Origin of the sequence: Helicobacter mustelae, assembly GCF_900476215.1 — a bacterium.
Lineage (GTDB): Bacteria > Campylobacterota > Campylobacteria > Campylobacterales > Helicobacteraceae > Helicobacter_H > Helicobacter_H mustelae.
The window spans coordinates 425,835-450,510 of record NZ_LS483446.1 but is presented as its reverse complement, the minus strand read 5'-3'; the positions used below and the strand labels follow the sequence as shown (position 1 = coordinate 450,510).

Here is a 24,676-nt window from a genome sequence, read left to right as displayed (position 1 = left end):
AAAGTGGTGGACCCTGTAGGACTTGAACCTACGACCAATCGGTTATGAGCCGAGTGCTCTGACCAGCTGAGCTAAGGGTCCTTTTCTTTTTTTTCGCATGTTCGCAATGGGGCTGGAATTATACTCAAAATCAAACTTAAATGCAAGCAGATTCTCCAAAATGCCAAGCAGGATCATGAAGGTCACAAAGCTGCTCCCACCGTAGCTAAGGAAGGGTAGAGGGATGCCCACAATGGGGGCAAAATTCACCGTCATAGCAATATTTACACTCATGTATACAAAGAGCAGGATGGCAATTCCCCCAGCCACCACCTGCAGAAAATAATCTCGAGAATCCAATAGACAAAAAGAAAGGATGTGCAAAATCAGCACAATGTAAATCACAAAAAGAGCCAATGCTCCCAAGAATCCAAAGCGCTCCACATAATAAGAAAAAATAATATCCGTGATGGGAATAGGCAAAAAACCAAATTTTGTTTGTGTGATGTTCTCTTTGCTCTTCCCCACCCATCCCGCAGATCCAATGGCAATGAGGGATTGTTGCACTTGATGGGAGGGAGTGGTAGCGATAAAATCATGAATTCTTTTTGCTTGATATTCCCAGCGTGTGAGCATATTAGAAGAATATAAGATTGGCGCAAAAACGATAAACAATCCCAGCGCCCAGAAAATCAAACGCTTTTGAATTCCCACGATAAATAAAATCCCATAACCCATGAGAAAAATAACAATCGCGCTACCCAAATCTGGCTGCCTTGCCACCAAAAATACGGGCAGCAAAATATAAAAACTAAACTTTATAATTTCTTTTAGATGATAGCCACCCTTGGGGGGTGGATTGTGACAAATCAAATTTGCAAGCATTAAAATCAATGCGATTTTCATTGGTTCACTAGGCTGGAAGGACATCCCAGTCCCTGGGATAATAATCCACCTCTGTGCTCCCAAACGCACTGCACCATAAAGATCGATAATCAAAAGCATCCCAATAAATAACCAATAAAAAATCGTAATACTGCGGCTTAGCCTGCGAAAAGGAATCAGAAAAAATATAAAAAATAATCCAATGCCTATGCCGACATAAATCAATTCACGCAATCCCTTGCTGCTATCAAATCCATTCACCAAAAGAAAAGAAAGCACAACAATGGGAACCACCAAAAAAACCAAAAGAAAATCAAAATGTGTTAGAATGCGCCGATCAATCATCCCAAAACCCAAACAAATAAGCGAGATTCTAACACAAATAGCCTTCTAGTGAGCAAATATGCAAGAACAAGAGATTATCACCACCACACCACACAAAAGAATTGATACTTTTTTGTGCAGCTTTCTTCATCTGCCCAAAAATCAAATCTTGCAACTGATTAAAAATTCCCTCGTTTTGTTGAATGGCAGTCCATGTGCCAAGGGTGGCAAGGAATTGAAAATTGGTGATCGTATAAACATCCTTGCTCCAACATCTAGGCCCAAAATCCTAGAATCTAAGACTTCTTTAGAGATTGACACCATCTATGAAGATGATCATCTCTTGATCCTTAATAAACCCAGCGATCTTGTCATCCATCCAGCCCCAAGCCAAAAGGCCGAGACACTGCTTGATTGGCTCAAGGCAAAGGGTTATACCCTTAGCACCATTAGCGGGGAAGAGCGCTGTGGCATCGTGCATCGTCTAGACAAAGACACTACAGGTGCAATTGCCATTGCAAAAAATAATCTTGCGCACAATTCCCTGGCAAATCAGCTACAAACTCGCACCATGGGGCGCTATTACCTTGCCATCATTGATCAACCCATCAAAGAAGCCCTTAGCATCCATTGCCACATGGGCAGAAATCCCAAAAATCGCCTGAAAATGTGCAAACTTGATCCCTTGGTATTTCCACAGGCAAGGGAGAGCAAAAGCCTTTTTCTACCTTTGTTTCTCTCGCATAATCATTCCTATCAACTTGTTGCCATCAAGCTTTTTACTGGTAGGACACATCAAATCCGAGTGCATCTAGAGAGCATCTCGCGCCATATCTTAGGCGATGGACTTTATGGATATAGGGGTAATTTTTCTAAACGCATCATGCTGCATGCATTTTTGCTCTATCTCATTCATCCCAGCACACAAAAAAACATGCTTTTTCGCGCCCCTGTTTTTCAGGATATGCTAGAATTTCTGGAAAAAAATTTTGATAAGGAACAGGTTTATGGCTTCCTACAAAATCCTGAGATTTTGCTTACTCTGTAGCCTTGCATTGATCCAGGGTTGCTTTTTTTTGGAGAGTGAAGTCAATAAGCGCAGGGTCGATAATACCCTCTCCAAAGTAGAAGGCATCCGCACCATTAGCGATGTAACATCTGCTGGGATTGAATGGCAGCTGCCTAGTGATATTGAGCAGATTAGTGGCTATGTTATCTATGCCATCGATGACAAAAAAACCCAAAAAATTCTGCATGTTATCAAAAACCCTTTTGCCACGCATTATTATGTGGGAAAACTCAAACCCCAAAGCAGCTACAACTACCAAATCGCTGCACTAGGGCGACAAAATAACATCTCTGTAAAATCAGAAAATATCACCATCAAGACCTCCTACATCGATCCCATCGAGAATGTCTTTGCCAGCAAGGATCTCCCCAAGCAAATCAAGATTTTTTGGAGCCCTCATCCCAATCCCAGCATCCAGCGCTACATCATTGAGCGCAGGGCAGAGAATGGGCAGTTCCTAAGAGTGGGCGTGGTGCCCCATCGGTTATATGTGGAGTTTTTTGATCAGAATCTTGAAGATGACAAGGCCTATACATATAGGGTTTTAGCAGAGAGCTTTGAGGGGGCATTGAGCCTGCCTAGCAAAAGCGTAAGTGGTATCACGCGAAAGCCCCCACTGCCACTGCAAAACATCACTGCCTCTAATAATCTAGTAAAGAGCATTCTGCTGCATTGGGATGTGCCACAAAATCCCATAAGCCCCATTGCTAGATACAAGATCTTTGCCTCTCCCATGCTCAATCAGGGATTCAAATTCCTCGCACAAACAAAGCAAAATTCCTACAAAGATCAAAATCTCAAAGACGGAGAGATCCGCTATTACAAAATCATCGCAGTGGATGCAGACGACGTAGATGGTGAGATGCCAAATGGCGCGGTGGAGGGCAATGCATTGCCACTGCCTGCCACTCCAAAGGTCATTGCTGCTAGGATGATCAATGGAAATATGGCGCTTTTGCAATGGAGGATGCCAGAGAATGCTCGCCAGATCGCCCATTTCAAGGTCTGTCGCCTAGCCAATGGAGGGAGCAAAGTCTGCTTTGACAACATCTCCCAAGAAGAATTCATAGACAAGGAAATGAAGCCACAGATTAAATATCAATATTCTGTGCAAAGCATAGATGCCAATGATCTAGAATCCCTGCCTAGCCAAAGCTTCACGCTGGGATATTAAATGCCTCATTTTATCGCCAAGGCTAGCTCCCTGCCCCTACCATTTTGCGCGGGAGAATATCACTTCCATGAGGAATTCATCCACACGCAATTCCCCAAGCAAAGCCTAATTTTAGTCACCTTCAAAGATGAGCCCTTTCTCATCAAAAAAGTCCCACATCAAAAAGGCATGCTGTTCAAAGCGCACAAGGCAGCAAGGCCAAGCCCTGTGGGGATCTTGAAAGATGCGCTTGGGCATTTGAGCAAGTTTTGTGATGTCATCACGCACAATCTTTCTAAAAATTCTCCAAAACAAAGCGTGCAATCCCCCTATCTCCTCAGCGCAAAAGATTTTTTGACCCAGCAGTTTTCTTGCTATTTTTTAGAAATTGGCTTTGGATCTGGGAGGCATATTTTAGATCTCGCGCAAAAGCACCCCAATACGCCAGTCATAGGCATTGAGATCCATACTCCAAGCATCGAGCAGGTATTGCGCCAAATCCAAATCCTAGACCTTAAAAATCTCTACATCACCAAGGTCGATGCAAGAATCCTTAGTAACATCCTGCCATCAAACAGCGCACGAGGGATTTTCTTGCATTTCCCTGTGCCTTGGAACAAAAAGCCACACCGCCGCGTTCTAAGTCCTAGTTTTCTCTCCCAGGCCTTTCGCATCTTGCAAAAAAATGACACCCTGCATCTGCGCACTGATGATGAGGAATATTTCCAAGACGCACTAAAACTAGCACTAAGTGCCAAGCATGCAAGCTTTGAGGTCCACAAAAATCTCACACAAGGCATCATTAGCAAATATGAAGCACGCTGGCAGAAGCAAAACAAAAATATTTATGATATATTTTTTCACTGCCTGCAAAACTCCCCCCCACTCTCCCTAGCCAAAAATTTCCCCCTGCCCTATCACAGGGATTTTTTCCCATCGACCCAAAAGATCCTAGAAGAGGATTTTTTTGTCCATGTTCAGGCTTGCTATGAGAGCAAAAACTGTATAATGCTGCACATAAATTTTGGGGATTTCCACGCACCTTTTACAAGCTTTGTACTTGTTGATCATCTGGTGCAAAAAACTTCTTTTTTAGGCCAAGACATCATCCCCACAGAGGCGAATCTCAAGGCATATGAAAGGCTAAAAAGCATTTTTGGAGGCTCTAAGTGAAACCCATCATCAAAGCACAAAAACTCTGTCTTGGTTACAAAAAAAATGAAAATGTCATCAAAGAGGCAAATTTCCTCATCAACAAAAAAGATTTTGTCTTCATCTCTGGCGCTAGTGGAAGTGGCAAAAGCACGCTATTGCGCTCTTTTTATGGGGATTTAAGGATTGCTTCTGGGGAGCTAGAGATCTGTGGCACTCCTGTGCATCTGGGGAAACAAAATCAACTTAGCGCCTTGCGCCGCAACATGGGCATTGTCTTCCAAGATTATAAATTAATCAAAGAATGGAATGTGGAAAATAATATCATGCTTCCCATGCGCATCAATGGCTATAGCAAAAGCATCTGCAAGCATCAGGTCAAGGAGTTGCTCACCCACATCAATCTCTTGCATAAGGGTAATCGCTATCCCCTAGAACTTAGCGGTGGAGAGCAGCAGCGTGTGGCCATTGCTAGGGCGATTTCTCATAAGCCTGATATCATTTTGGCAGATGAGCCCACAGGCAATCTTGATGATTACTCAAGCGAGCTCATCTGGAGCCTGCTCAAAAGTGCCAATGAACATCTAGGCATCACTATCATCGTGGCCACGCATCGCATCCCATCGCGCTTCAATCTCGCACATCGCAAACTCAACATCCAAGAAGGGGAAGTCTATGAATTTTCTTAAGAGGCATTTGGTATTAATTCTCCCGCTGGTGGCGCTGCTTTTTAGCCTGCAGAGTATTTTGCTCATCAATCGCGCTATCCAAATCAAAGAAAACAAACTCAATCAAAGCTACTCCATCCTGATTGCCTCAAAAACCCAGCTCACCCTAGGAGATGCCCGCAATATCTATCCAAAGATTGAGGGCATAAAGGTCCTCAATATTGATTTTTTGCTCCAAAGATTCAAAGATTTTAATGATGCGCAAAATCTCGCCCTCATTGCGCAGGATCTGCCCTATTTTTACTCTCTCAAACTTGGCAGCTTCCCAGACCAAAATACCCTAGAGCAGATGCAAAAGGCCTTCTCCAAAATCCCTACCATCTCCAAAATCGAGACCTTTAGCAAAACCCATAACCAAGTCTATGAATTGCTGTTTTTTATCAAAAAATTAATCTATGTTTTTGCCACATTGCTCGCACTCTTTAGCCTTTCTTTGATGATGCGTCAAGTCCAAATCTGGCGCCTGGAGCATCAAGAAAGAATGTATATCATGGAATTACTAGGCGCGCAAGGCTGGCTCAAACATAAATATCTATTTCAACTTGCTTTTTTTGATTCTCTAATTGCTTCTTGCATTATTTTTTTGGGGAGTTTTTATGCGTCACTAAACCCAAGGGTCAAGGAATTTTTACAAATCCTTGGGATCAAAGAAAATGTTTTCTATCTGGCGCAAGATTTTTTCTATCTCACGCTTTTGACAATTGGAATCTCCATGCTCTCTGTGTTTTTTGTGATCGTGCTACAAAAAGGCTACAAGCAGTGAAGAAAATTTTTTGGGTTTTGGGGGTTTTTGGCGCGATCTATGCACTGGATCTCCAGCAGATCAACAAAGACATCAATCTCAATCAACAAAAAATCCAAAAAAAAGAAAATGAAAAAAATCAAATCACCAACCTCTTGCAAAAGCTGGGAAATGAGATTAACAACAATCGCAGAAAAATCAGAGATTATCATCTCCAAATCCTAAGATTGCAAGAAAATATCAATAGCAATCAGGGGAAAAATCTCAATGAAGAAAAAATACTAGAACAGTATAAAAATCTCCTCAAACAACTCCAAGACCAAAAGCAAGAGATTCGCCAAAAGATTGTAAAGATCCTCATTAATGATGCATCTTTTTTGATCCTTCTCAATGAAAAAAATCCCACTTCCCCTGATGACATCATCCTGCAAGAGATGTTCAAATCTCTTGGCAAACAATCCCAAGAAAAGATCCTCCTGCTCACCGATCAAGAAAACCTCATTAATCAAAAAATACAAGAAACCACAGAGGGCATACAGGCCCTCAATGCCAGCATCAACCTCCAAATGAGCAAAAAAAAGTCCTTGCAAAAAATCCTAAGCGAACAAAAGGCACTAGAAAAGACCCTACACCAAGACCTAAGCACCTACAACAAAAAGCTCGAGCAAATTAATAATGAGCGCAAAAGTCTGGATTTGATTTTGAGTAATCTCAATATCTTGAAGCAAAACACTCAAAGAGAACTCGAAGAAAAACGCAAGCAGCAAGAAAAAGAAGTGAGTATAAAAAAATCTCAAAAAAAAGACAGCATTATTGATGCGCCACTAGAAGTCAAGCAGGTCGCAAATTCCTATAAAATGCTCTCCACTGCCAAATACAAGGGCAAGAAAACCATCGCGCCATTGGAAAATTTCACCGTGGAGCAAAAATTTGGCACGTATTTTGATCCCGTCTACAAACTCAAAGTCTTCAATGAAGCCGTGATCCTCGTCTCCAAAACCCCAAATGCCGTGGTACGCAGCATTTTTGATGGCAAGGTGGTATATGCCAAAGAGGTGCCGATCTTAAAAAAAGTCGTGATCATTGAAAACAAAGAGGGAATGCACACCATCTACTCTCAGCTAGACAAAATCGCCCCCACCATTAAGGTGGGGCTCAAGATCCAAAAAGGCTACATCATCGGCAGAGTGGAGCAAAAACTCAGCTTTGAAATCACACAAAAAGACAAGCATATCGATCCCCTAGAGGTGATCTCACAAAAAAATCAACAATAAAATAAAAAAAAATTCACTTTATTCGATATTAGAGCATAGCTATATTTCAAGGTGTACAACATGGTAGAAAGCATTCACAGCAATACAGATCAAGCAGCGATCAAAAAGCAACTCATCAACATAGCCGCTAACGCAGGGGTACCCGCCAGTCAAAGGGAAACAGCCATCAGGACAGAGGCGCCACGGATGGACAGTCCACAAAAGATCCAAGAAGGGCAAAAAGGCCAAGACCTCAGAAAACAGCTTCATGAACTCAGCGCAGAACTCAATAAAGAAATGAAGCGCATCAATACCGATATCACCTTCAACTATAATGATGAGATTCGTGGGCTGGTGGTGACAGTCAAAGAGGATGGTGGCAATAAAATTATCCGAGAGATTCCCTCCAAGGAAGCAATCGAGCTCATGAGCAAGATGCGTGACATCATCACGGGATTGATTTTTGACAAAAAGGGCTGATACTCACGTGCTTTGATCTAGCGTTTTAGTCGCTGGATCAAAGCAGAGCCATGATGAGGTAACGGGGGCTATGATGGGCATAATAAGATGGCCCAGAAGTTGAAGTGAAATCTTAGCAACAAAATAAAAAGCACAAAATTTAATAAAAACAAAGAGGTTAATTTTATGGCAATCGGACAGTTGAGCTCTCTTGGTATAGGGAGTGGGGTTTTAAATTATGATGTAATCGATAAGCTCAAAAAGGCCGATGAAAAAACCATCATCGCACCCATCGATCGAAAGATGAAGGAAAATATCGAAAAACAAAAAGAGCTCACTGAAATTAACACTCTCATCAGTGCCTTCAAATCTCCTATTTCCTCTCTAGCGGATTATTCCACCTATCTTGGCAGGACCTCTAATGTCAGCAATGATGCCATCAAAGCCAGCGTGAATGCGGGCATACCACTGCAAGACATCAAGATTGATGTAGAATCCCTCGCACAAGGGGATATCAATGAAGTAGGTGTAAAATTTAATTCTAGAGATGATGTTTTTAGCGCCAAAGATATCAAGCTCAATCTCTATGTAAAAGGGCAGTACTATACCATCGACATCAAAGGAGGCATGACGCTCAATGATGTCGCCCAGAAAATCACAGATACCACCAATGGTGAGGCTATGGGAATTGTAATGAAGACTGGGGGCGAGAAACCCTACCAACTCATGATCAATTCCAAAGACACTGGAGAGGGCAGCAGGATTTATTTTGGCTCCACACTTGCCACAGAGTCCATCAACTCACTCCCAGAACTAGGAGAGGGAGATTTCAATCTCGTCGTAAGGGATGCTAATGCCAATGAGCACACCATTAGCGTCATGCTTGATGCCAAAGATGCACAGGCCCAAAACAAACCCGAAGCACTCAAAAATGCCATTTTAAAAGCACTAAAAGAAAATGAATTCACAAAGGATCTGGTGGGCAACGAACTTAATGTGGGCATCTCTGATGATGGCAAAAAGCTCATCCTCAATGATCGCAGGGGATTTAGTGTAAAAATCGAGGGTAATAAACTCTCAGAGATTGGTATCACACCTGCCTCCTCCAAAGAGGATGGATTGTTCAATACCAAAAACCCCATCCCAGCAGGGCAGCTAGAGGGCAGCATTACCATTGGTAGCATCACCATGGATCTCTCCAAAATGACAAAAAAAGAAAACACCAGCCAAGAAAATGCAAAAATCCTAGCCCAAGCCATTGAGAATATCGCTGGACTGCATGCTAGCAGTGATGGCAGCGGCAGGCTGCACATCACCTCAGAAGTCGGGGAGGTCGACATCCATGCCAATGATGCTAAGGGGGAGGAATTCCTCAAAGACATGGGCATAAAAAACGGATTGATCCAAAACTACATCAAGCTCCAAGAAGAGACCTTTGCTTTTAAAAATCTTCAGCAGGGCTCTGATGCGAGATTTTCTTATAATGGAGTGGGCATCACACGCCCCACCAATGAGATCACAGATGTCATCAAAGGTGTGAATCTCACTCTTGTGCACCCCACAGAGCCAGACAAGCCTGCCATCATCAGCGTGGGAAGGGATACAGATGCCATCAAAGAAAAAGTAAAGGATTTTGTCAAGACTTACAATGAATTGGTTCCAAAGCTTGATGAAGTCACTCGCTTTGACAAGGAGAGCAAGGTAGCTGGGATCTTCAATGGTGTGGGAGATATTCGCTCCATCCGTCCCAGCATTAATAGCATTTTTTCCCAATCTGTTGGAGGAAATTCCGCCAAAAGCTTGGTAGATTTCGGCCTCTCAATCGATGAAAAAAGCCGTATGACACTCAATGAAGGAGCACTAGACACCGCGCTCACCCAAGACCCCCAGAAAGTCGTGGAGACTTTTTATGGCTATGATTCCACAAATCGCTTTGGCAGGGATGAGCATGTGGATGGGATTTTTGTGAAGTTCAATACCTATCTAAAATCCCTTGTTGATGGCAGCAATGCCAGCCTCAATCTCTTTCAAGACTCCCTCACCAAGGATGCGAAAAATCTCGAAAAAGACAAAATACAAGCCAATGAGAGACTCAAAACCCACTACGACACCATGGCAAATCGATTCGCTGCTTATGATGAACAAATCGCACAGGCAAACAATTCCTTCAATGCCGTGCAGATGATGATCGATCAGTCTACAGGCGCCGCAAACAAGAAAAAATAAAAACAACAAGGATCCACCCATGAAAATGATCAATGCCTATAATTCTTATCAACAAAATTCCATCACAATCGAATCCCCCACCAAGCTCATTGAGATGCTCTATGAGGGGATTTTGCGCTTCTCTGGCTTGGCGCAGCGCTCCATCCTCTCTGATGACATCGAGGGAAAAATCTACTATATCAATCGCATCACCGACATCTTCACAGAACTTTTGAATGCCCTAGATTACGAGAAAGGCGGAGAGGTGGCAGTCTATCTCACGGGGCTTTACACCTATCAAATCAAACTCCTTACACAGGCCAATGTGGAAAATAACACCGAGAAGATTGGCACGGTGGTGAATGTCACCAAGGGGCTGCTAGATGCATGGAAGGAAATCCACGCCCATGAAATGGCATGATCAACTAAAAATCGCCATTTTGCAAAAGGACTCCAAGCAATGCTATGAACTCATTACCAAAGTCCCCACAGAGGAGCTCACAGAGACAGAAGAACTCCTAAGTGCAAGAGAGCTCATCGCTCAAGGCATCGAGCTACTCAAGCAAGAAAGACAAGAAGTCCAAGATCAAATGCTCCAAATCAAACTCGCGCAAAAATTCTTAAAATAAATCGCTTCAATCCATGTAAATCTAGAGGCGAGATGCCCACCAAAAACAAGCAAGAAAAATCCTTTGTGCAAAAATAAAGTTATCAAGCTGGCCAATCCCATGAAAAACCTGGGATCAAAAACAACTCAAAACTCCAAAAGAAAATGACAAAAACCAAACAAAATCCAGCAAAAGGAAGGGATTGACAAAATCTCACACAAAAAAGCTTGCACAACCCAGCCAAAAGAACTCAAAAATCAAACCACAATCCTTGCAAGCACTGGGATTTTGACCCAGGGCTTATTATCCCCCATTGACCTAGGAGTAGCAAGCACGCACAAAAACTCATCAAAACCCCCATCAAAAAGTGGGGATTTTAGCAATACACAGAAAAATTTCTAACCTTAGGACTGAACTTGATAGACATAGGTATGTGCGAGCGGTGTGGTGCGAATATCGCTTAGCTCTACCCCCTCCATCTGCATGTCCTTGATGATACATTGCACTTCCTGCTGCTCTATCCTATCGCCCTGTGCCCAAGCATGGGCCAAATGACGCAGGAAAATGCCTCGATAATGCTTGGCAATATGGCTGAGTTTTTTCCCATTTTTCAAAAACTCCACGCGAATATGAAAAAAATCTAAAGCATAGGCCTTGGTATACACTTCTGCACGCAGGTCAATCACGCATTCTCCAATGAGCACCTCATCCATCTGTGTTTTGGTCTTTTTATAAATTTCTTGCAGGCCAAATCCCCTGCCCCTGTAGTTTTGATTGAGCTTATAAAAAGGCAGGGGGCTATCTGCTAGCACTGCTCCAAATAAATTGCTAAAAATATACACATTCTCACGCACAAACTTTTGTGCGCCATCCCCCAAACTTGCAAAATCTAGCGCCTTATATGCCACCCCATCATAAAGCAAAATGGCTGCAGTCCTTGGAGTATGCAACAGATTTTTGCAGAGCTCTAACTCATGGGGTGAAATCTTCCTTACTCCAAAGATTTTATAAACCTCATCCCCATTCTCTCTCAAAGCCTCCAGATACGCCTCAATCACTGCTTTTCTCTGGGGCATTTGCGGCTCCAATTCCTCCCAGAGATTTTTTTGCATTTTTTGCAGAGGTTTTTGCGCGCTTGGGGAGATGTTTTTCCCCTCGCTAGGGCTAAATAAAACTTTCATTCTTCTCCTACCTTTTACTAGGACTTTTTGCTATGATTATAGAAAAATTCCCAAGAAAATTAAGGCATCCATTTTATGAAAACAAACTCGGTTTTACTGATCATCCATGCACTTTATATTTGGCTGCTTGGCATAAATATCGGCGCGATTCTTGCTTGTGGGGCGTTCGTAGCTCCCGTGATTTTCAAATCCTATGCCTTCCTGCCTGATCTTGGCATCACAAATTTTGACTCTGGTATTTTGATGAGTCAAATCTTTTCAAAACTCAATACTTTACTCAATTTCAGTGCGATTATAATTTTGGTCTATGAGCTTTTAAGATTTAATTTCAAAAATAAAAAAACCTTCTTTCCCCTCGTCCTCAATGCCATTATCGTGTGTCTCATTTTTACTTTTTCTTTTTTCTACACCCCTCGCATTATCCAAGCCCAGCAAATGGGTGCAGCTAGCACGGGGACGCCAGAATTTGCCAGTCTGCATCACCAAAGCGAGTATGTCTTCCAGTTTCTTTTGGTTTTGCTTAGCATCAGTCTTATTTGGCGCGTCATCGCATTGCAAAAAGAAAAGCAAGGCAGAAGGTCATGAAAAAAATCCCTGTTGGCATCATTGGGGTAGGTGGATACACCGGCCTTGAGCTTTTTAAAATCCTCTCCAAACATCCTTATTTTACGATTGCTTATGTCGCAAATACAAGCGCGCAAGATCGCATCGATGCGCTACATCCTTCTCTCACAAAAATCAGCTCCATGCCCCTATCTCCAGCAGATCCCAAGAAAGCAGCAGGACTTTGTGAGTTGCTTTTCCTCGCACTTCCCCATCAAGAAAGTATGCAATTTGCCAAGGAAGCCCTAGAGCTTGGGACAAAAGTCATCGACCTCTCTGCAGACTATCGCCTAAGCAAGGAGCATTATGAGGCAAACTACTGCACCCATAAGGATCCCAAAAATCTAGAGCATGCAGTCTATGGGCTTGTGGAGTATCAGCGCGAAGCTATCAAAAATGCCTCTCTCATCGCTAATCCTGGCTGCTACCCCACAGCCTCTTTGCTTGGGCTTTTACCATTTTTGCCCTATATGGATTCCAGCGTGTTTATTGATGCAAAAAGCGGAGTGAGTGGGGCTGGCAAAAAACTCAGTCCAAACACCCACTATCCCCTCATTAATGAAAATATTTTTTCCTACCAACCTCTAAAACATCGCCACCAAATCGAGATTGCAGAAAAATGCCAGACCTTTGGTCACAAAGATGTTAAAATCAATTTCATCCCCCATCTCACCCCACTGACCCAGGGCATGCTAGTGAGCATTTTTGCCACGCTGCACACAGAAATCAACCCTCTTTCCATCTTGCAGGAGCATTATGCAAATGAGCCCTGCATCCGCATCCGCGAACATAGCACAGATGTGCTAAGCGTGCGCGGTACAAATTTTTGCGATATCTATGCCCAGACCTCTGGCAGAGATCTTTATGTTTGCACAAGCATTGACAATCTCATGCGTGGGGCAAGTTCGCAGGCCGTGGTCAATGCGAATTTGATGTTTGGGCTTGATGAGCTTAGCGGAATCCCACTGCTAGGCTAACTCATGCTGCCCCATCCATCTCTAGAGCTAAGGAATGGTGCGGTTTTTATTGCGGATTCTCATTTTTCCCACAAAGATCCCAGGGCCTATAAGCTCTTAGACTTTCTAGCCAAAAATCCTCCTCCTCAAATTTTTTTTGTGGGCGATATTTTCCAGCTTTTCATTGGCGCCATCCCCTCCTCCTTGCGTCTGCATGCTCCCCTATTGGCAAAGATCAGCGAACTTGCTAGGCAGAGTGAAGTGTTTTATCTGGAAGGCAATCATGACTTTTCCCTGCCTTCTTTGGAGAATGTGCAAATCTTTCCGCGCAAAAGACAGCCTCTAGTGCTGGAATATGAGGGCAAAACCATACTTCTTGCACATGGAGATTTATTTATCTCTCCTTTTTATGAGCGCTATATTCAGACAATGACCCATCCTCTGGTAACTTTTTTTTTGCGTCTACTAGATAAGATCACTCTTGGGCATCTTTATACCTCCATCCACAAAAAAGTGCTACAAAAATCGATTTTTGCCCTAAAAAATCCCGATGAAAAAAGCTTTATTAATAAGCGTCTAGATGACTATTTTTCTTATGCCAAAAATCACAATCTCGCCCCTGAAATCTTGCATTTCATCATCGAAGGACATTTCCATTCCACTGCGCAAAACTCCCTATACAAGGCGCTTCCATCCTTTTATTGTCAGAAGAAAATCCTCCAACTCATTCATGGGGAATTTCACATTTTTTACAGCTCAAATTAAACATTTCCGTTGTAGAATTACGAAAAAAAAGCAATGAAGGTGGATAATGGAAGAGATGCAAGAAATAATGGAAGATTTTCTGATTGAAGCATTTGAAATGATTGATCAATTAGATCAAGATCTTGTGGAATTGGAACATAACCCCAAAGATCTAGATCTGCTCAACAAAATCTTTAGAGTTGCACACACTATCAAAGGATCTGGCTCCTTTCTGAATTTTGATGTACTAACCAGTCTCACTCATAATATGGAATTTGTCCTAGACAAGGCACGAAAAAATGAGCTTGAGATCACCTCTGATATCATGGATGTTATTTTGGAGTCTGTGGATCTGATGAAGGGGCTGCTAAAGGCCATCCGAGTAAACAAAACCGATGCAGATAGCGGCATTGACATTGAAGAATGCGTAACTCATCTCCAAGCCATCCAGGATGGCAACTACCAAAAAGAAAGCACCCCCGCCAAAAAATCCACCTCCAAAACCAAGAAAGCTGAGCCAGAGGAAAATGTGGATTATTCCAAGATGAATGCCCAAGAAGTTGAGGAGGAGATTGCTCGATTGCTTCATGAACGCCAAGAAAGCGACAAGGCAAAACGTGCGAAGAAACGCAATCAAGAAGAAGCTGCCAAAAAAGCTGAGCAAAACACTCCTGCAAATTCCGGTGCAAATAATGGAAAAGAAGCAAGAGGCAATATTATTGAGCAAACCATACGCGTGGATGTCACAAGACTGGATCATTTGATGAATCTCATCGGAGAGCTCGTGCTTGGCAAGAATCGCTTGCTTAGGATTTATGGAGATGTAGAGGAGCGCTATGATGGAGAGAAATTTCTCGAAGAACTCAATCAGGTCGTATCTTCTGTATCTACAGTTACCACGGATTTGCAGCTTGCCGTCATGAAAACAAGGATGCTACCCATCAGCAAGGTGTTTAATAAGTTTCCAAGGATGGTGCGAGATCTCGCACGCGATCTGGACAAAAAAATCGAACTTGTCATCAGTGGAGAGGAAAATGAGCTAGACAAGTCCATTGTCGAAGAAATCGGAGATCCACTCGTGCACATCATCCGCAATGCCTGCGATCACGGAATCGAATCCCCAGATGACCGCCAAGAAAAAGGAAAGGATCCCACAGGGATAATCAATCTCAGCGCCTACAATGAGGGCAATCACATCGTAATAAAAATCCAAGATGATGGCAAGGGGCTAGATCCTGAGATGCTCAAGCGCAAGGCTGTAGAAAAAAATCTCATCACCCAAGCCGAAGCAGATGGTCTCAGTGACAAAGAGGCCTATTCCATCATCCTAAAGCCAGGATTTTCCACTGCCTCCTCAATCACAAATATCTCTGGACGTGGTGTGGGGATGGATGTGGTAAAGACCAACATTGAGCAACTCAATGGGATGATTGAAATCGAATCTGAAAAAAATGTGGGAACGATTATGAAGCTAAAGATCCCACTCACCCTAGCAATCATTCAAGCTCTACTTGTAGGTGTACAGGAAGAATACTATGCCATCCCTCTCTCCTCAGTATTAGAGACTGTCAAAGTCAGCCAGGAGGAGATCTATACCATCAATGGCAAGAGTGTCTTGCGCCTTAGAGATGAGGTGCTTTCTCTTGTACGCTTGGCAGATATTTTTGGCGTGGATTGCGCACTGGAAAATATCAATGAAGTCTATGTAGTCATCATTGGCATCGCCGATCAAAAAGTCGGAATCATCGTGGATTATCTCATCGGACAAGAAGAGGTCGTAATCAAATCTCTAGGGTATTATCTCAAGGGCACTGCGGGCATTGCTGGGGCTACTGTGCGCGGGGATGGCAAGATCACGCTCATTGTAGATGTGCCAGCACTCATCACAATGGCAAAAGAAGTAAAAGTCAATATCAATCAGCTCATGGATGATGCAGATGCTACAAATATCAAACAGCAGCCAAGCGATTATGTTTTGCTCATCGTGGATGACAGCGCCACAGATCGAGGCATCGCCAAAAAATTCCTAAGTCCACTTGGCATCACCATCAAAGAGGCCACCAACGGCCTAGAAGGTCTTGAACTCCTTAAAAATAGCGAAAAGAAATTTGATGCGGTACTACTAGATATTGAAATGCCAAAAATGGATGGCTACACGCTTGCTGGGGAAATTCGCAAATTTAACAAATTCAAAAACCTACCCCTTATCGCCCTAACTAGCAGATCAAGCAGGGAGGATAGAATGCGAGGCGTGGAATCGGGCATCACAGAATATCTCACAAAACCCTACACACAGGAATATCTCGTAAACATCGTCAAACGCAATATCAATATGAACGAACTAGGAGAGAAAAATGACTGAAACAAACCTCAAAGAAGTTTTGAAAAAACAGCAAAACTATACGAAAAATAGCGAAAAAGAAAACATCGAGGACACCCTGCAAGTCATTGGATTTGTGGTGGGGGATGAGGAATTTGCCATCCCCATTTTGAATGTCATTGAAATCGTCAAACCCATCGAATATACGCGCGTCCCTGGCACTCCTAACTATGTATTGGGGGTCTTCAACCTACGCGGTAATGTATTCCCCCTCATCAACCTACGTCTCAAATTTGGACTCTCTGCTATTGCTCAGGACAAGGACACACGCTACCTTGTGATCAAACATGAAGATAAGACAGCGGGCTTTGTAATCGACAAACTCACAGAAGCCATTCGCCTCAAGCATTCTGAGATCGATTCCATCCCTGAGAGCTTTGATGAGCAAGAAAATCTCATGCAAAGCATGCAGGGCATTGGCAAGAGAGACAATCGCCTCATCACCATCCTAAAAACAGAGATTTTATTGAAAAAAACTTTTTAAATGAGGTATTTTTTTTTCTTTTTTTGCTCCGTTTTAGCACTTGGGGTGCTCACATTTCTGGGCATCCCAAAGACGCCAAAATTCACCTTTGACTCCATCTCCCTAAATCAAGAACCATCAAAAAACAGCAAAGAAACCTATCGTAGCGATATTCCCATGCCCCCAGATGCTGCCTCTGCGCATTCTAGCACCATCACTCCCATTCGTGACAACTCCCTATTGGTAGCATTTTTTGCTGGCAGCAGGGAGGGGGCAGCTGATGTGGCCATCTATGGCAGTATTTTGGAATCTGCCTACTCCAAAAAATGGCAGCAACCCTTCAAAATCCTCGATCGCTTCATGCTTATGCAAGATAGCAGAGAATATATTGCAAAACTTGGCAATCCCGTGCTCTACACCCTGGGCGATACTCTCCATCTTTTTGTGGTTGGGGTGAGTATTGGAGGATGGGCGACAAGTAAAATTTATCACTACAGCGCAGAAAACAAAGGCGCCATCCCCACCTTTGTCTTCCAAAAGGCCCTGCATCTAAGCCCCTTTCTCAACATCAGCAATCTAGTGCGCACTCGTCCCGTGGAAATTACCTTAAGTACACAAGAAAAGGGGTTCATTCTGCCTATTTATCATGAACTTGCCACCAAATATCCCATCAATCTCGTTTTTGATGCTAGGGGAAATCTCTTGATGACCTCCCAGCCCAATCACCTCAATGGGCTTTTGCAACCCTCGCTCACTAGCATCAGCCAAACTTCCTGCATGCTAGCATATCGCGCCAACAAAAAAGCCAAAAATATCCTCTATACCCAAACCTGTGATAATAACCTAAAATATGGCCCACTCACCCCCACAAATCTCAAGAATTACGACAATTCTCTCAATCTCTTTGCACTAAACAAACAGGTCTATCTTTTGCACAATACCCCCCTCCATAACTCCAACCGCGGCAAACTCACACTCTCAAAAATGCAGAGCCCTGAAGTGTTTGAGAAGCTTTTTGACATCGATTCCACGCCCACACAAAAGGGAGAGGTCAGCTACCCCACCGCATGGATGGATCCGCATGGCATTTTGCATGTCACCTACACATTTGATCGCAAATTCATTCGCTATGTGAGGATAGACATGGATGCTTTGGAGGGAGCGCGGTGATGCACTCCCTCTTCACCCTACCCATTTTGGCTGGAGTGGCCAGCCTGCCTATTTCTGGGCGCATCACACAAATTTTCCTCCTGTTTTTGATTGGGATTTTTTGCAATCTCCCGCTATTTTTTGGATGGCATCTTAGCATCAATGACATCCTCTTTAGCTTCCTTGGGCCTCTAAGTTTCACCACCCTTGGCTTTTGCGTCATCTTATTGCTAGAAAAGACCCAGAACAAGAAGCATGTACTGATTTCTTTGCGTGGATATGTGTTTTTACTCATTGCAAATCTTGTTTTTTTCCTGTGCTATCTTGACATCATCCCTCTGCCACTTTATTATTGGCCGCCATATTTTGCGCTAGTTTTTGTCTGTGCTTTTACTCTGGTGGCTTATTTTTTTGATCGGGTTTTGGCTTTGTTATATCTGCTTTCCTTGCTTGCCTGTGCCATCAAGCTCTTTCCTTCTTATCAAATTCTTGATTATTTCTTTGATCCTCTAAGCCTTCTTTTTGCGTTTTTAAAAATTATTTTTTATAAGAAGAAAACAAAAAAATGATTTTTAAAAATATCTGCAAAACATTTGTTTTTGCTCTCTTGCTTGTAATCTTATTTGTTTTATTGCGTGGGGCTTTTATCCTCTATGTAGGAGTCTATCATCAGGAATTAGGGGCCTTTACTTGGGGGGATCTCTTGAGAGGCTTTTATAATGGAGGGATGTATGATAATCGCAATATTGCAGCATTTGCAATCTTGTATCTGTTTCTTAGCTTCCTGCCAAAAAATCGTTTTCTCATCTATTATGCGGGATTTGTCTTTTCTCTTAGTATTTTTCTTGGTATGGGAAATATGCTTTTTTACACAATCTATCAAGAACCCTATGACACCAATCTCTTAGGACTTGTTTTTGATGATCGTGGTGCAATTCTTGCTACGGGATTCTCAGGAAATTATGATATCAGTATCAAAGTCATCATTTGGCTGCTTGCAAGTTTTTTGATGATTTTTATCTATAAATTTTGCATGCGCCGCATCGATGCTTCCACAATCTCTTTGCATCTATTCCCCAGTCTAGGGTTATTTTTTGTGCTTTGTGCTTTGCTTACCATGATGCTTAGCTCCTCATTTGGCATAAAAATCCATTCCCTTGATCAGCAATTAATTCCTTGCGAAAATCCATTCTTGCGTAAAATCACCACAGATTCCTATCGCTCCCTTTATCTGGTTTACAAAGGCTATAAAATCATCAAAAACTCTAAAATGCAGGATTTTGCCACTGGAGATATCAGAGAAATCCTAGGCAAATATTTCAACCTTTCAAATGAACAAGGGCAGTTAGACATTTATAAATTGCTAGAGCAGCACTCTCACAATACCTCAAACACCAAAATCCGTCATATTTTTTATATTGTTGCAGAAAGTATGAGCCAATGGTTTTATGACTCCTTGTATGATGCAATCCATCTTGTTAGCCAGACAAAAGCCCTGCTTAAAAGCCCGCACGCAATTTATTTTGAACCATTTCTAGAAAATGCCCCCTCTACTGCCAAAAGCCTAGAAACCCAAATCACAGGGCTATTTCAATTAGATATCCCTCTACAAAGCTTGCTAGGAATTCTGCCCAAATTCCAGACTGCCATTCCTTATGCTATGAATCAACTTGGTTATAAAACCGCATTTTTTTATGGAGGGAGTGGTCGCTGGCAAAAACTCCAAACCCTTAGTCTCTTGCAGGGCTTTAGAGAATTTTTTGATGATAAAAATCTAGAAAATTTTCTCCACAATACCAAAAAATCCTATCCCACCCCCTACCACAATGTCTGGGGATATAGCGATGCAGTGCTGTTTGATTTTATTTTAGAAAACACTACAGATGCTCCCAGTTTTAATATGATTATGACAACCTCCAATCACCAGCCCTTTGATATCCCCCTGCAGAGTTATCATGTGCCAATGGAAAAAATCCAACAATTTGTCAAAGAAAATCAACTTGAAATTGACCCCAAGATCCTAGGGCATATTTATTATGCAGATCGCATATTAGCAAGGTTTATCCGAGAAATGAGCGCTAAATATCCTGATAGTCTTTTTGTTATTACTGGGGATCATTATGGACATTTTAGTCCCAAAGATCCCAATCTCTCTATCACCAAGCAAGTCCCCCTCATCCTCTATGCTCCTACCCTCAACATGCACAAAACCACTTCTGTTGGATCCCATATAGATATTTCTGCGACAATCCTTGAACTCATTGCACCCAAAGACTTTTCTTATGCGAGCTTTGGTAAGCCCCTTGCTAGCAACAATCCTGATTTTAAGCTTAATAATCATATTGCATTGGGGTATTTTGCCATCGCGACTCCCGAGCTCATCTATAACCCAAAAGAGCATTATTACTACGCCAAAAACAAAAATCCTACCTTGCTAGAATCTGCAAAAAAAGAATATGAGCGCTTAGATCTTGCGCGTGCAATTAGCTGGTATTTGATCTTTAAGGGCTCTAAGGTGGATTAATGGATAATTACAAAGACTTTGACCTCATTATTGATGTGCGCACTCCCCTAGAATACAAACACTCTCACATTCCCCATGCTTACAACATGCCCGTACTTGAAGATGAGCAATTTCAAAAAATCGGAACTCTCTACCACCAAAACATGCTGCAAGCAAATCTTTTGGGAGCAAGCCTAGCATGCCAAAATATCGCCAAATTTTTACAAAAAGTTGCCAGCAGGGAGTCTCATATCCCCCTGCAGCACAAATACAAAATCCTCATTTATTGCGCGCGCGGAGGCAAAAGAAGCCAGGCTCTCTATGAGGTCTTAAAAAATCTCAATTTCCAAGTGACAAAACTGCAGGGCGGGTATAAAAGCTACCGCACCTTTGTGCTAGAGACCCTAGAAAAACCCGTTCAATTCATCACACTCTCTGGCCCTACGGGATGTGGAAAAAGCGAGATTTTAGAAGCACTCAAAGAGCAGTGCATCCACCTAGAATCCCTAGCCCATCATTATGGCTCAAGCTTTGGAGATATTGCTACCAAAGAGCTCGGCCCCCAGCCTAGTCAAAAGATGTTTGAAAATCTCATTGCCCATGAAATTCATACAAAACCCCAGCCATTGTTTATCGAGGCAGAGAGCAAGAGGCTAGGAAATCTTATCGTGCCACGTAAGATCTTTGAATGCTATCAAAATGCACCTAAAGTTTTTGTGAATGCATCATTGCAATCGCGCATAGAGCGCATCATCAAGCTCTATCACCCCATCCCAGCAGCACAATTTTCTAAAGCCATGCAAAAAATCCAATCCTATATGAACAAAGAGACTTTTGATACCATCCATAGAGCCTTTGAGCTTGGAGATCTCAAGCAAACCACAAGGCTTTTGATTACCCAGTATTACGACAGGGTCTACAAAAAATCTAACTTTAGCTATGAATTACACCACACAAATCTTAAAGACTCCATTGACTTTTTGCAACGCCTGCGCGAAAAATTTTCAACCCCACCAACCAAGCACTAAGCCACTTGAACTGCACGCCAATGGGTTCCATTCTTGCAATGCACTAGAGGGTGGGATCAAGATTTAGGGGGAGTAGCTGCTGAAAATGGAATATGTTTAGATATGGATTTTTGATGAGAATCTCTGCGCCAAACAGGAAGGGAACTTAGCTTTGTTCTGGGTCTTGAGGCTCTAAGATGCACTTAAGCTTGAGTTTTTTAATCCTTGCCCCATCCATTTCACACACCTCAAATTTGCAATTAGAATCCTTAATTACATCGCCCACCACAGGCAAGCGTCCTAGCAAACTAAACACATACCCTCCAATGGTGACTTGATCACAAGAATCATCAAATGCAATATCACAAATCTCCTCAATACTCTCTAAATCCATCATTCCATCAAATACATAAGTGTCCTCATCGATTTTATAATGCTCCTCTATGCGCTCATCATATTCATCAGCAATATCCCCCATAATCTCCTCGATGATATCCTCCATGGTAAGCAGCCCGGCTGTACCGCCATATTCATCCACCACTAATGCAGTATGGCGCTGCTCTTTGTTCATCTTGCTAAGGACTTGGGCGATGGAAACAGTCTCTGGCACGATGATCATCTCGCGCAAAATACTTTTGAGATCAGTTTTTTTGCAGGTCAGAGTATTTTTGAGCAGATCACGGATGTGAATCATGCCCAAAATATTATCCTTACTCCCCTCATAATAGGGATAGCGTGTGTGGCGTGTCTCAAGAACAGTCTGGATATTTTCCTCATAACTCTTCTCTGCATCCAAGCAAATCATATCCTTGCGAGGGGTCATAATCTCTTTGGCAGTGGTATCAGAAAAATCCACTGCATTTTTGATAATCTCCCCCTCAATCGAATCAATCAACCCCTCTTTCAAGCTCTCTCCCACGATGATTTTAAGCTCTTCTTCAGAATGCACACTCTCATGCTCCTTGGCCTGCTTAACGCCAAAGCGACGTAGGAAAAATCCTGCCAGGCGATCAAAAAGCCAAATGATGGGATAAAACACCACCCAAAAATAATGCAGGGGACGCGCAACAATGAGAGCGCAGCGCTCAGCCTTGGCGATGGCGATGGATTTGGGGACGATTTCTCCAAGCACCACATGCAACAAAGTGATAAACACAAATGTGATGGCAAAACTAAGAGTGTGCAACAAGATGCCATTATTTCCAAAAAAATCTATGAAAAGAACATTGAGGAGCTGGGCGATGGCTGGCTCTCCAATCCAACCTAATGCCAAAGAAGAAAAAGTAATCCCTAACTGCGTGGCGCTCAAATATGTATCAAGGTTGCCAATGATTTTTAGTGCTAGACCTGCATTGATAGCCTTGGCTTTTACCAATTCCTCTAGTCTTGTTTTTCTCACCTTGACCATCGCAAACTCTGAAAGCACAAAAAAGCCATTCAGAAACACCAGAAGCACTGTCACAAATAACATTAAAACCGAGTGGTAGGGGTCCAAAAGTACTCCTTAAATTTGAGCTTTTCAGCGATTAACAAAGCCCTGCCTGAAGTGGCGCTATTGTATCACAGAATCTTAAAAAGCGAGCTTACTTGTGGATAAAATCCAATAGATGAGTGCCGAGAACACGGCAGACACGGGGACTGTGATGAGCCAGGATGCGATGATTTTTTTGATCGCACTGCGCTTGACTAACTCCTCTTTGTAGACTTTTTTCAGCACCTTTTTTTGTTTTTTTGCTAGCAGGATTTCTTGCTGCTTATTTTTTTTGAGACTCTCTAGCATGAATCCCTTGCGCTTCACGCTTGCTTTGCGAAATTTTTCCATAAAAAAATCAAGTTCGCTCTTAGTGCTATGAGCATCCTGTATGGTTTGGAGCATCTTTCCATAACGTCTTTTGAGATATTCTCGCAAAAATCCTATCCCAAAAATCGCCCCAATAGCAATATGAGTCGAGCTCACAGGAAGCCCAAGAGCAGAGGCAATAAGCACGGTGATAGCAGCACTCATGGCCGCACAAAATGCACGGATTTTGTTGAGCTCAGTAATCTCACAGCCCACAGTCTTAATAAGCCTTGGACCATAGAGTGCTAGTCCTAGAGCAATGCCAAATCCCCCAATAACCATGATCCAAAAAGGAATGCTTGCCTCAGTACTCACCCCATCAAGATTCCCCAGCATTTGATTGATTGCAGCAAGCGGGCCAATGGCATTGGCTACATCATTGGCCCCATGTGCGAAGCTTAAAAATGCCGCTGCTACCACAAGAGGAAGGGAAAAAAGCTTATTTATTGCATCCTTGGTGTTTTCTAGCTTCCCAACCTTCCTCTCAAAATAAGGCTTTAGCACAATGTACACCAATAAGCCCAAGGCAAAGCTAATGCCAAAAGACCCAAGAGGTGGGATTTTGATGACATTTTTGAGGCCTTTATAAATCAGATAGAGACTAAAGACAAAGGTCATAAAACACATCAAAAGAGGGACAATTTTTTTGGCAGCTTGCTTTTTATCCTGTTGATAGGTGATGGTTTTTTTGATAAAAAACAAAAACCCCGCAGCAATCAAACCCCCAAGCAATGGCGAGATCACCCAGCTTGCGCCAATCTCTAAAAGCACATTCCATTTGGCCACTTCCATTCCACCCCCAGCAATCCCTGCGCCCAAAATCCCGCCTACGATGGAATGCGTGGTAGAGACAGGAGCCTTGATTACTGTGGCTAGATGCAACCATAGAGCACCAGCAATGAGGGCTGAGAGCATCACTAGGACAAAAACCTTAGCATCATGAAATCCCAAAGGATCGATGATCCCAGATTTGAGCGTATTAATTACATCTGCTCCTGCCAAAATCGCTCCTGCCAACTCACAAATAGCAGCAATGATAATGATTCCAAACATGCTGATAGATTTAGAACCCACTGCAGGCCCCACATTATTGGCCACATCATTGGCACCGATGTTCATGGCCATGTACGCACCAATCACACAGGAAAAAATCACCAAAAAAGGATGGTAAGCGATATTGCCAAATTGTGCACCCAAAAATGCCACCCCCAAGATAAAAAAGAAGACAAGCGCGCCTCTTTGAATTTCTTTTTGGGTTTGTTGTCTTTTTTTCAGCTTGCTACTCACCAGCAC

At 42.7% G+C, this 24,676-nt stretch carries 24 protein-coding genes and 1 tRNA gene; 19 read left to right on the top strand and 6 right to left on the bottom strand.

The window, feature by feature from the left end; all coding sequences use genetic code 11:
• Positions 1–4: 4 nt before the first annotated feature.
• Both DQN48_RS02170 and DQN48_RS02165 read right to left on the bottom strand, forming a co-directional pair.
• A tRNA-Ile gene (locus tag DQN48_RS02170) sits at positions 5–81 on the bottom strand.
• Positions 43–1,209, bottom strand: a complete 1,167-nt coding sequence (locus tag DQN48_RS02165; RefSeq protein ID WP_081441309.1) for an FtsW/RodA/SpoVE family cell cycle protein — start codon at positions 1,207–1,209, stop codon at positions 43–45. The genes DQN48_RS02170 and DQN48_RS02165 overlap by 39 nt, the downstream gene beginning before the upstream one ends.
• A gap of 58 nt (positions 1,210–1,267) precedes the next feature.
• Between DQN48_RS02165 and DQN48_RS02155 the strand changes: the two genes are divergently transcribed.
• The 10 genes from DQN48_RS02155 to DQN48_RS02110 all read left to right on the top strand — a co-directional run bounded on the left by DQN48_RS02155 (position 1,268) and on the right by DQN48_RS02110 (position 10,578).
• Positions 1,268–2,236, top strand: a complete 969-nt coding sequence (locus DQN48_RS02155) for an RluA family pseudouridine synthase (protein ID WP_013022744.1) — start codon at positions 1,268–1,270, stop codon at positions 2,234–2,236.
• Positions 2,196–3,431: a fibronectin type III domain-containing protein gene (locus tag DQN48_RS02150; protein ID WP_041913066.1), complete on the top strand. Its 1,236-nt coding sequence runs from the start codon at positions 2,196–2,198 to the stop codon at positions 3,429–3,431. Before DQN48_RS02155 ends, DQN48_RS02150 begins: the two co-directional genes overlap by 41 nt.
• The gene (gene trmB / locus DQN48_RS02145; protein ID WP_013022742.1) at positions 3,432–4,583 is read left to right on the top strand and encodes a tRNA (guanosine(46)-N7)-methyltransferase TrmB; all 1,152 of its coding nucleotides are present in this window, start codon (positions 3,432–3,434) and stop codon (positions 4,581–4,583) included.
• The gene (locus DQN48_RS02140) at positions 4,580–5,251 is read left to right on the top strand and encodes a cell division ATP-binding protein FtsE (RefSeq protein ID WP_013022741.1); all 672 of its coding nucleotides are present in this window, start codon (positions 4,580–4,582) and stop codon (positions 5,249–5,251) included. Before trmB ends, DQN48_RS02140 begins: the two co-directional genes overlap by 4 nt.
• Entirely contained in the window at positions 5,238–6,053 is an 816-nt protein-coding gene (locus DQN48_RS02135) for a hypothetical protein (protein WP_013022740.1), read from the top strand. Before DQN48_RS02140 ends, DQN48_RS02135 begins: the two co-directional genes overlap by 14 nt.
• Positions 6,050–7,306 carry a murein hydrolase activator EnvC family protein gene (locus DQN48_RS02130; RefSeq protein ID WP_013022739.1) on the top strand — a complete coding sequence of 419 codons (1,257 nt, stop codon included), beginning with the start codon at positions 6,050–6,052 and terminating at the stop codon, positions 7,304–7,306. Before DQN48_RS02135 ends, DQN48_RS02130 begins: the two co-directional genes overlap by 4 nt.
• Before the next feature lie 60 nt (positions 7,307–7,366).
• A complete protein-coding gene (locus DQN48_RS02125) occupies positions 7,367–7,765 on the top strand; it encodes a FlaG family protein (RefSeq protein ID WP_013022738.1) in 399 nt (132 codons plus the stop codon).
• Positions 7,766–7,930: 165 nt separating this feature from the next.
• Positions 7,931–9,970 (top strand): flagellar filament capping protein FliD, encoded by a 2,040-nt coding sequence (gene fliD, locus DQN48_RS02120; RefSeq protein WP_041913064.1) that lies wholly within the window; start codon positions 7,931–7,933, stop codon positions 9,968–9,970.
• 19 nt (positions 9,971–9,989) lie between these two features.
• Positions 9,990–10,370, top strand: a complete 381-nt coding sequence (gene fliS, locus DQN48_RS02115; protein ID WP_013022736.1) for a flagellar export chaperone FliS — start codon at positions 9,990–9,992, stop codon at positions 10,368–10,370.
• Positions 10,357–10,578: a hypothetical protein gene (locus DQN48_RS02110; protein WP_013022735.1), complete on the top strand. Its 222-nt coding sequence runs from the start codon at positions 10,357–10,359 to the stop codon at positions 10,576–10,578. Before fliS ends, DQN48_RS02110 begins: the two co-directional genes overlap by 14 nt.
• A 236-nt stretch (positions 10,579–10,814) precedes the next feature.
• Here the strand turns inward: DQN48_RS02110 and DQN48_RS07855 are convergent, their stop codons facing one another.
• Together DQN48_RS07855 and yaaA are read right to left on the bottom strand one after the other, a co-directional pair.
• Positions 10,815–10,940: a hypothetical protein gene (locus DQN48_RS07855; protein WP_269460491.1), complete on the bottom strand. Its 126-nt coding sequence runs from the start codon at positions 10,938–10,940 to the stop codon at positions 10,815–10,817.
• 21 nt (positions 10,941–10,961) lie between these two features.
• Positions 10,962–11,738: a peroxide stress protein YaaA gene (yaaA, locus tag DQN48_RS02105; RefSeq protein ID WP_013022734.1), complete on the bottom strand. Its 777-nt coding sequence runs from the start codon at positions 11,736–11,738 to the stop codon at positions 10,962–10,964.
• A 75-nt stretch (positions 11,739–11,813) separates the two neighbouring features.
• Here yaaA and DQN48_RS02100 point away from each other — a divergent pair, with 75 nt between their 5' ends.
• From DQN48_RS02100 to mnmH, 9 genes are read left to right on the top strand one after another with little or no spacing between them, the layout of a single operon-like run.
• A complete protein-coding gene (locus DQN48_RS02100) occupies positions 11,814–12,323 on the top strand; it encodes a DUF4149 domain-containing protein (RefSeq protein WP_013022733.1) in 510 nt (169 codons plus the stop codon).
• Positions 12,320–13,318 (top strand): N-acetyl-gamma-glutamyl-phosphate reductase, encoded by a 999-nt coding sequence (gene argC, locus DQN48_RS02095; protein ID WP_013022732.1) that lies wholly within the window; start codon positions 12,320–12,322, stop codon positions 13,316–13,318. Before DQN48_RS02100 ends, argC begins: the two co-directional genes overlap by 4 nt.
• 3 nt (positions 13,319–13,321) lie before the next feature.
• Positions 13,322–14,062, top strand: coding sequence for a metallophosphoesterase (locus tag DQN48_RS02090; protein WP_013022731.1), 741 nt, complete (start codon positions 13,322–13,324; stop codon positions 14,060–14,062).
• A 46-nt stretch (positions 14,063–14,108) separates the two neighbouring features.
• Positions 14,109–16,403, top strand: coding sequence for a hybrid sensor histidine kinase/response regulator (locus DQN48_RS02085; RefSeq protein WP_013022730.1), 2,295 nt, complete (start codon positions 14,109–14,111; stop codon positions 16,401–16,403).
• Positions 16,396–16,905 (top strand): chemotaxis protein CheW, encoded by a 510-nt coding sequence (locus tag DQN48_RS02080; protein WP_013022729.1) that lies wholly within the window; start codon positions 16,396–16,398, stop codon positions 16,903–16,905. Before DQN48_RS02085 ends, DQN48_RS02080 begins: the two co-directional genes overlap by 8 nt.
• Before the next feature lie 45 nt (positions 16,906–16,950).
• On the top strand, positions 16,951–18,054 hold the full coding sequence (locus DQN48_RS02075; RefSeq protein ID WP_158303461.1) for a sialidase family protein: 1,104 nt from the start codon (positions 16,951–16,953) through the stop codon (positions 18,052–18,054).
• A complete protein-coding gene (locus DQN48_RS02070; protein WP_013022727.1) occupies positions 18,054–18,602 on the top strand; it encodes a hypothetical protein in 549 nt (182 codons plus the stop codon). Before DQN48_RS02075 ends, DQN48_RS02070 begins: the two co-directional genes overlap by 1 nt.
• On the top strand, positions 18,599–20,557 hold the full coding sequence (locus DQN48_RS02065; RefSeq protein WP_013022726.1) for an LTA synthase family protein: 1,959 nt from the start codon (positions 18,599–18,601) through the stop codon (positions 20,555–20,557). The genes DQN48_RS02070 and DQN48_RS02065 overlap by 4 nt, the downstream gene beginning before the upstream one ends.
• A complete protein-coding gene (gene mnmH, locus DQN48_RS02060; RefSeq protein ID WP_013022725.1) occupies positions 20,557–21,564 on the top strand; it encodes a tRNA 2-selenouridine(34) synthase MnmH in 1,008 nt (335 codons plus the stop codon). Before DQN48_RS02065 ends, mnmH begins: the two co-directional genes overlap by 1 nt.
• A 145-nt stretch (positions 21,565–21,709) precedes the next feature.
• Here mnmH and DQN48_RS02055 read toward each other — a convergent pair whose 3' ends face one another.
• Together DQN48_RS02055 and DQN48_RS02050 are read right to left on the bottom strand one after the other, a co-directional pair.
• The gene (locus DQN48_RS02055) at positions 21,710–23,014 is read right to left on the bottom strand and encodes a hemolysin family protein (RefSeq protein ID WP_173051815.1); all 1,305 of its coding nucleotides are present in this window, start codon (positions 23,012–23,014) and stop codon (positions 21,710–21,712) included.
• A gap of 99 nt (positions 23,015–23,113) precedes the next feature.
• The gene (locus tag DQN48_RS02050; RefSeq protein WP_013022723.1) at positions 23,114–24,670 is read right to left on the bottom strand and encodes an inorganic phosphate transporter; all 1,557 of its coding nucleotides are present in this window, start codon (positions 24,668–24,670) and stop codon (positions 23,114–23,116) included.
• Between the last annotated feature and the right edge of the window lie 6 nt (positions 24,671–24,676).

Coding starts and splice junctions, on each gene's coding strand:
- DQN48_RS02155 (WP_013022744.1), top strand. CDS start 1,268: ATGCAAGAACAAGAGATTATCACCACCACACCACACAAAAGAATTGAT.
- fliD (WP_041913064.1), top strand. CDS start 7,931: ATGGCAATCGGACAGTTGAGCTCTCTTGGTATAGGGAGTGGGGTTTTA.
- DQN48_RS02055 (WP_173051815.1), bottom strand. CDS start 23,014: ATGTTATTTGTGACAGTGCTTCTGGTGTTTCTGAATGGCTTTTTTGTG.
- yaaA (WP_013022734.1), bottom strand. CDS start 11,738: ATGAAAGTTTTATTTAGCCCTAGCGAGGGGAAAAACATCTCCCCAAGC.
- DQN48_RS02150 (WP_041913066.1), top strand. CDS start 2,196: ATGGCTTCCTACAAAATCCTGAGATTTTGCTTACTCTGTAGCCTTGCA.
- DQN48_RS02125 (WP_013022738.1), top strand. CDS start 7,367: ATGGTAGAAAGCATTCACAGCAATACAGATCAAGCAGCGATCAAAAAG.
- DQN48_RS02065 (WP_013022726.1), top strand. CDS start 18,599: ATGATTTTTAAAAATATCTGCAAAACATTTGTTTTTGCTCTCTTGCTT.
- fliS (WP_013022736.1), top strand. CDS start 9,990: ATGAAAATGATCAATGCCTATAATTCTTATCAACAAAATTCCATCACA.
- DQN48_RS02110 (WP_013022735.1), top strand. CDS start 10,357: ATGAAATGGCATGATCAACTAAAAATCGCCATTTTGCAAAAGGACTCC.
- DQN48_RS02165 (WP_081441309.1), bottom strand. CDS start 1,209: ATGATTGATCGGCGCATTCTAACACATTTTGATTTTCTTTTGGTTTTT.
- DQN48_RS02135 (WP_013022740.1), top strand. CDS start 5,238: ATGAATTTTCTTAAGAGGCATTTGGTATTAATTCTCCCGCTGGTGGCG.
- DQN48_RS02080 (WP_013022729.1), top strand. CDS start 16,396: ATGACTGAAACAAACCTCAAAGAAGTTTTGAAAAAACAGCAAAACTAT.
- mnmH (WP_013022725.1), top strand. CDS start 20,557: ATGGATAATTACAAAGACTTTGACCTCATTATTGATGTGCGCACTCCC.
- DQN48_RS02090 (WP_013022731.1), top strand. CDS start 13,322: ATGCTGCCCCATCCATCTCTAGAGCTAAGGAATGGTGCGGTTTTTATT.
- trmB (WP_013022742.1), top strand. CDS start 3,432: ATGCCTCATTTTATCGCCAAGGCTAGCTCCCTGCCCCTACCATTTTGC.
- argC (WP_013022732.1), top strand. CDS start 12,320: ATGAAAAAAATCCCTGTTGGCATCATTGGGGTAGGTGGATACACCGGC.
- DQN48_RS02085 (WP_013022730.1), top strand. CDS start 14,109: ATGGAAGAGATGCAAGAAATAATGGAAGATTTTCTGATTGAAGCATTT.
- DQN48_RS02100 (WP_013022733.1), top strand. CDS start 11,814: ATGAAAACAAACTCGGTTTTACTGATCATCCATGCACTTTATATTTGG.
- DQN48_RS02070 (WP_013022727.1), top strand. CDS start 18,054: ATGCACTCCCTCTTCACCCTACCCATTTTGGCTGGAGTGGCCAGCCTG.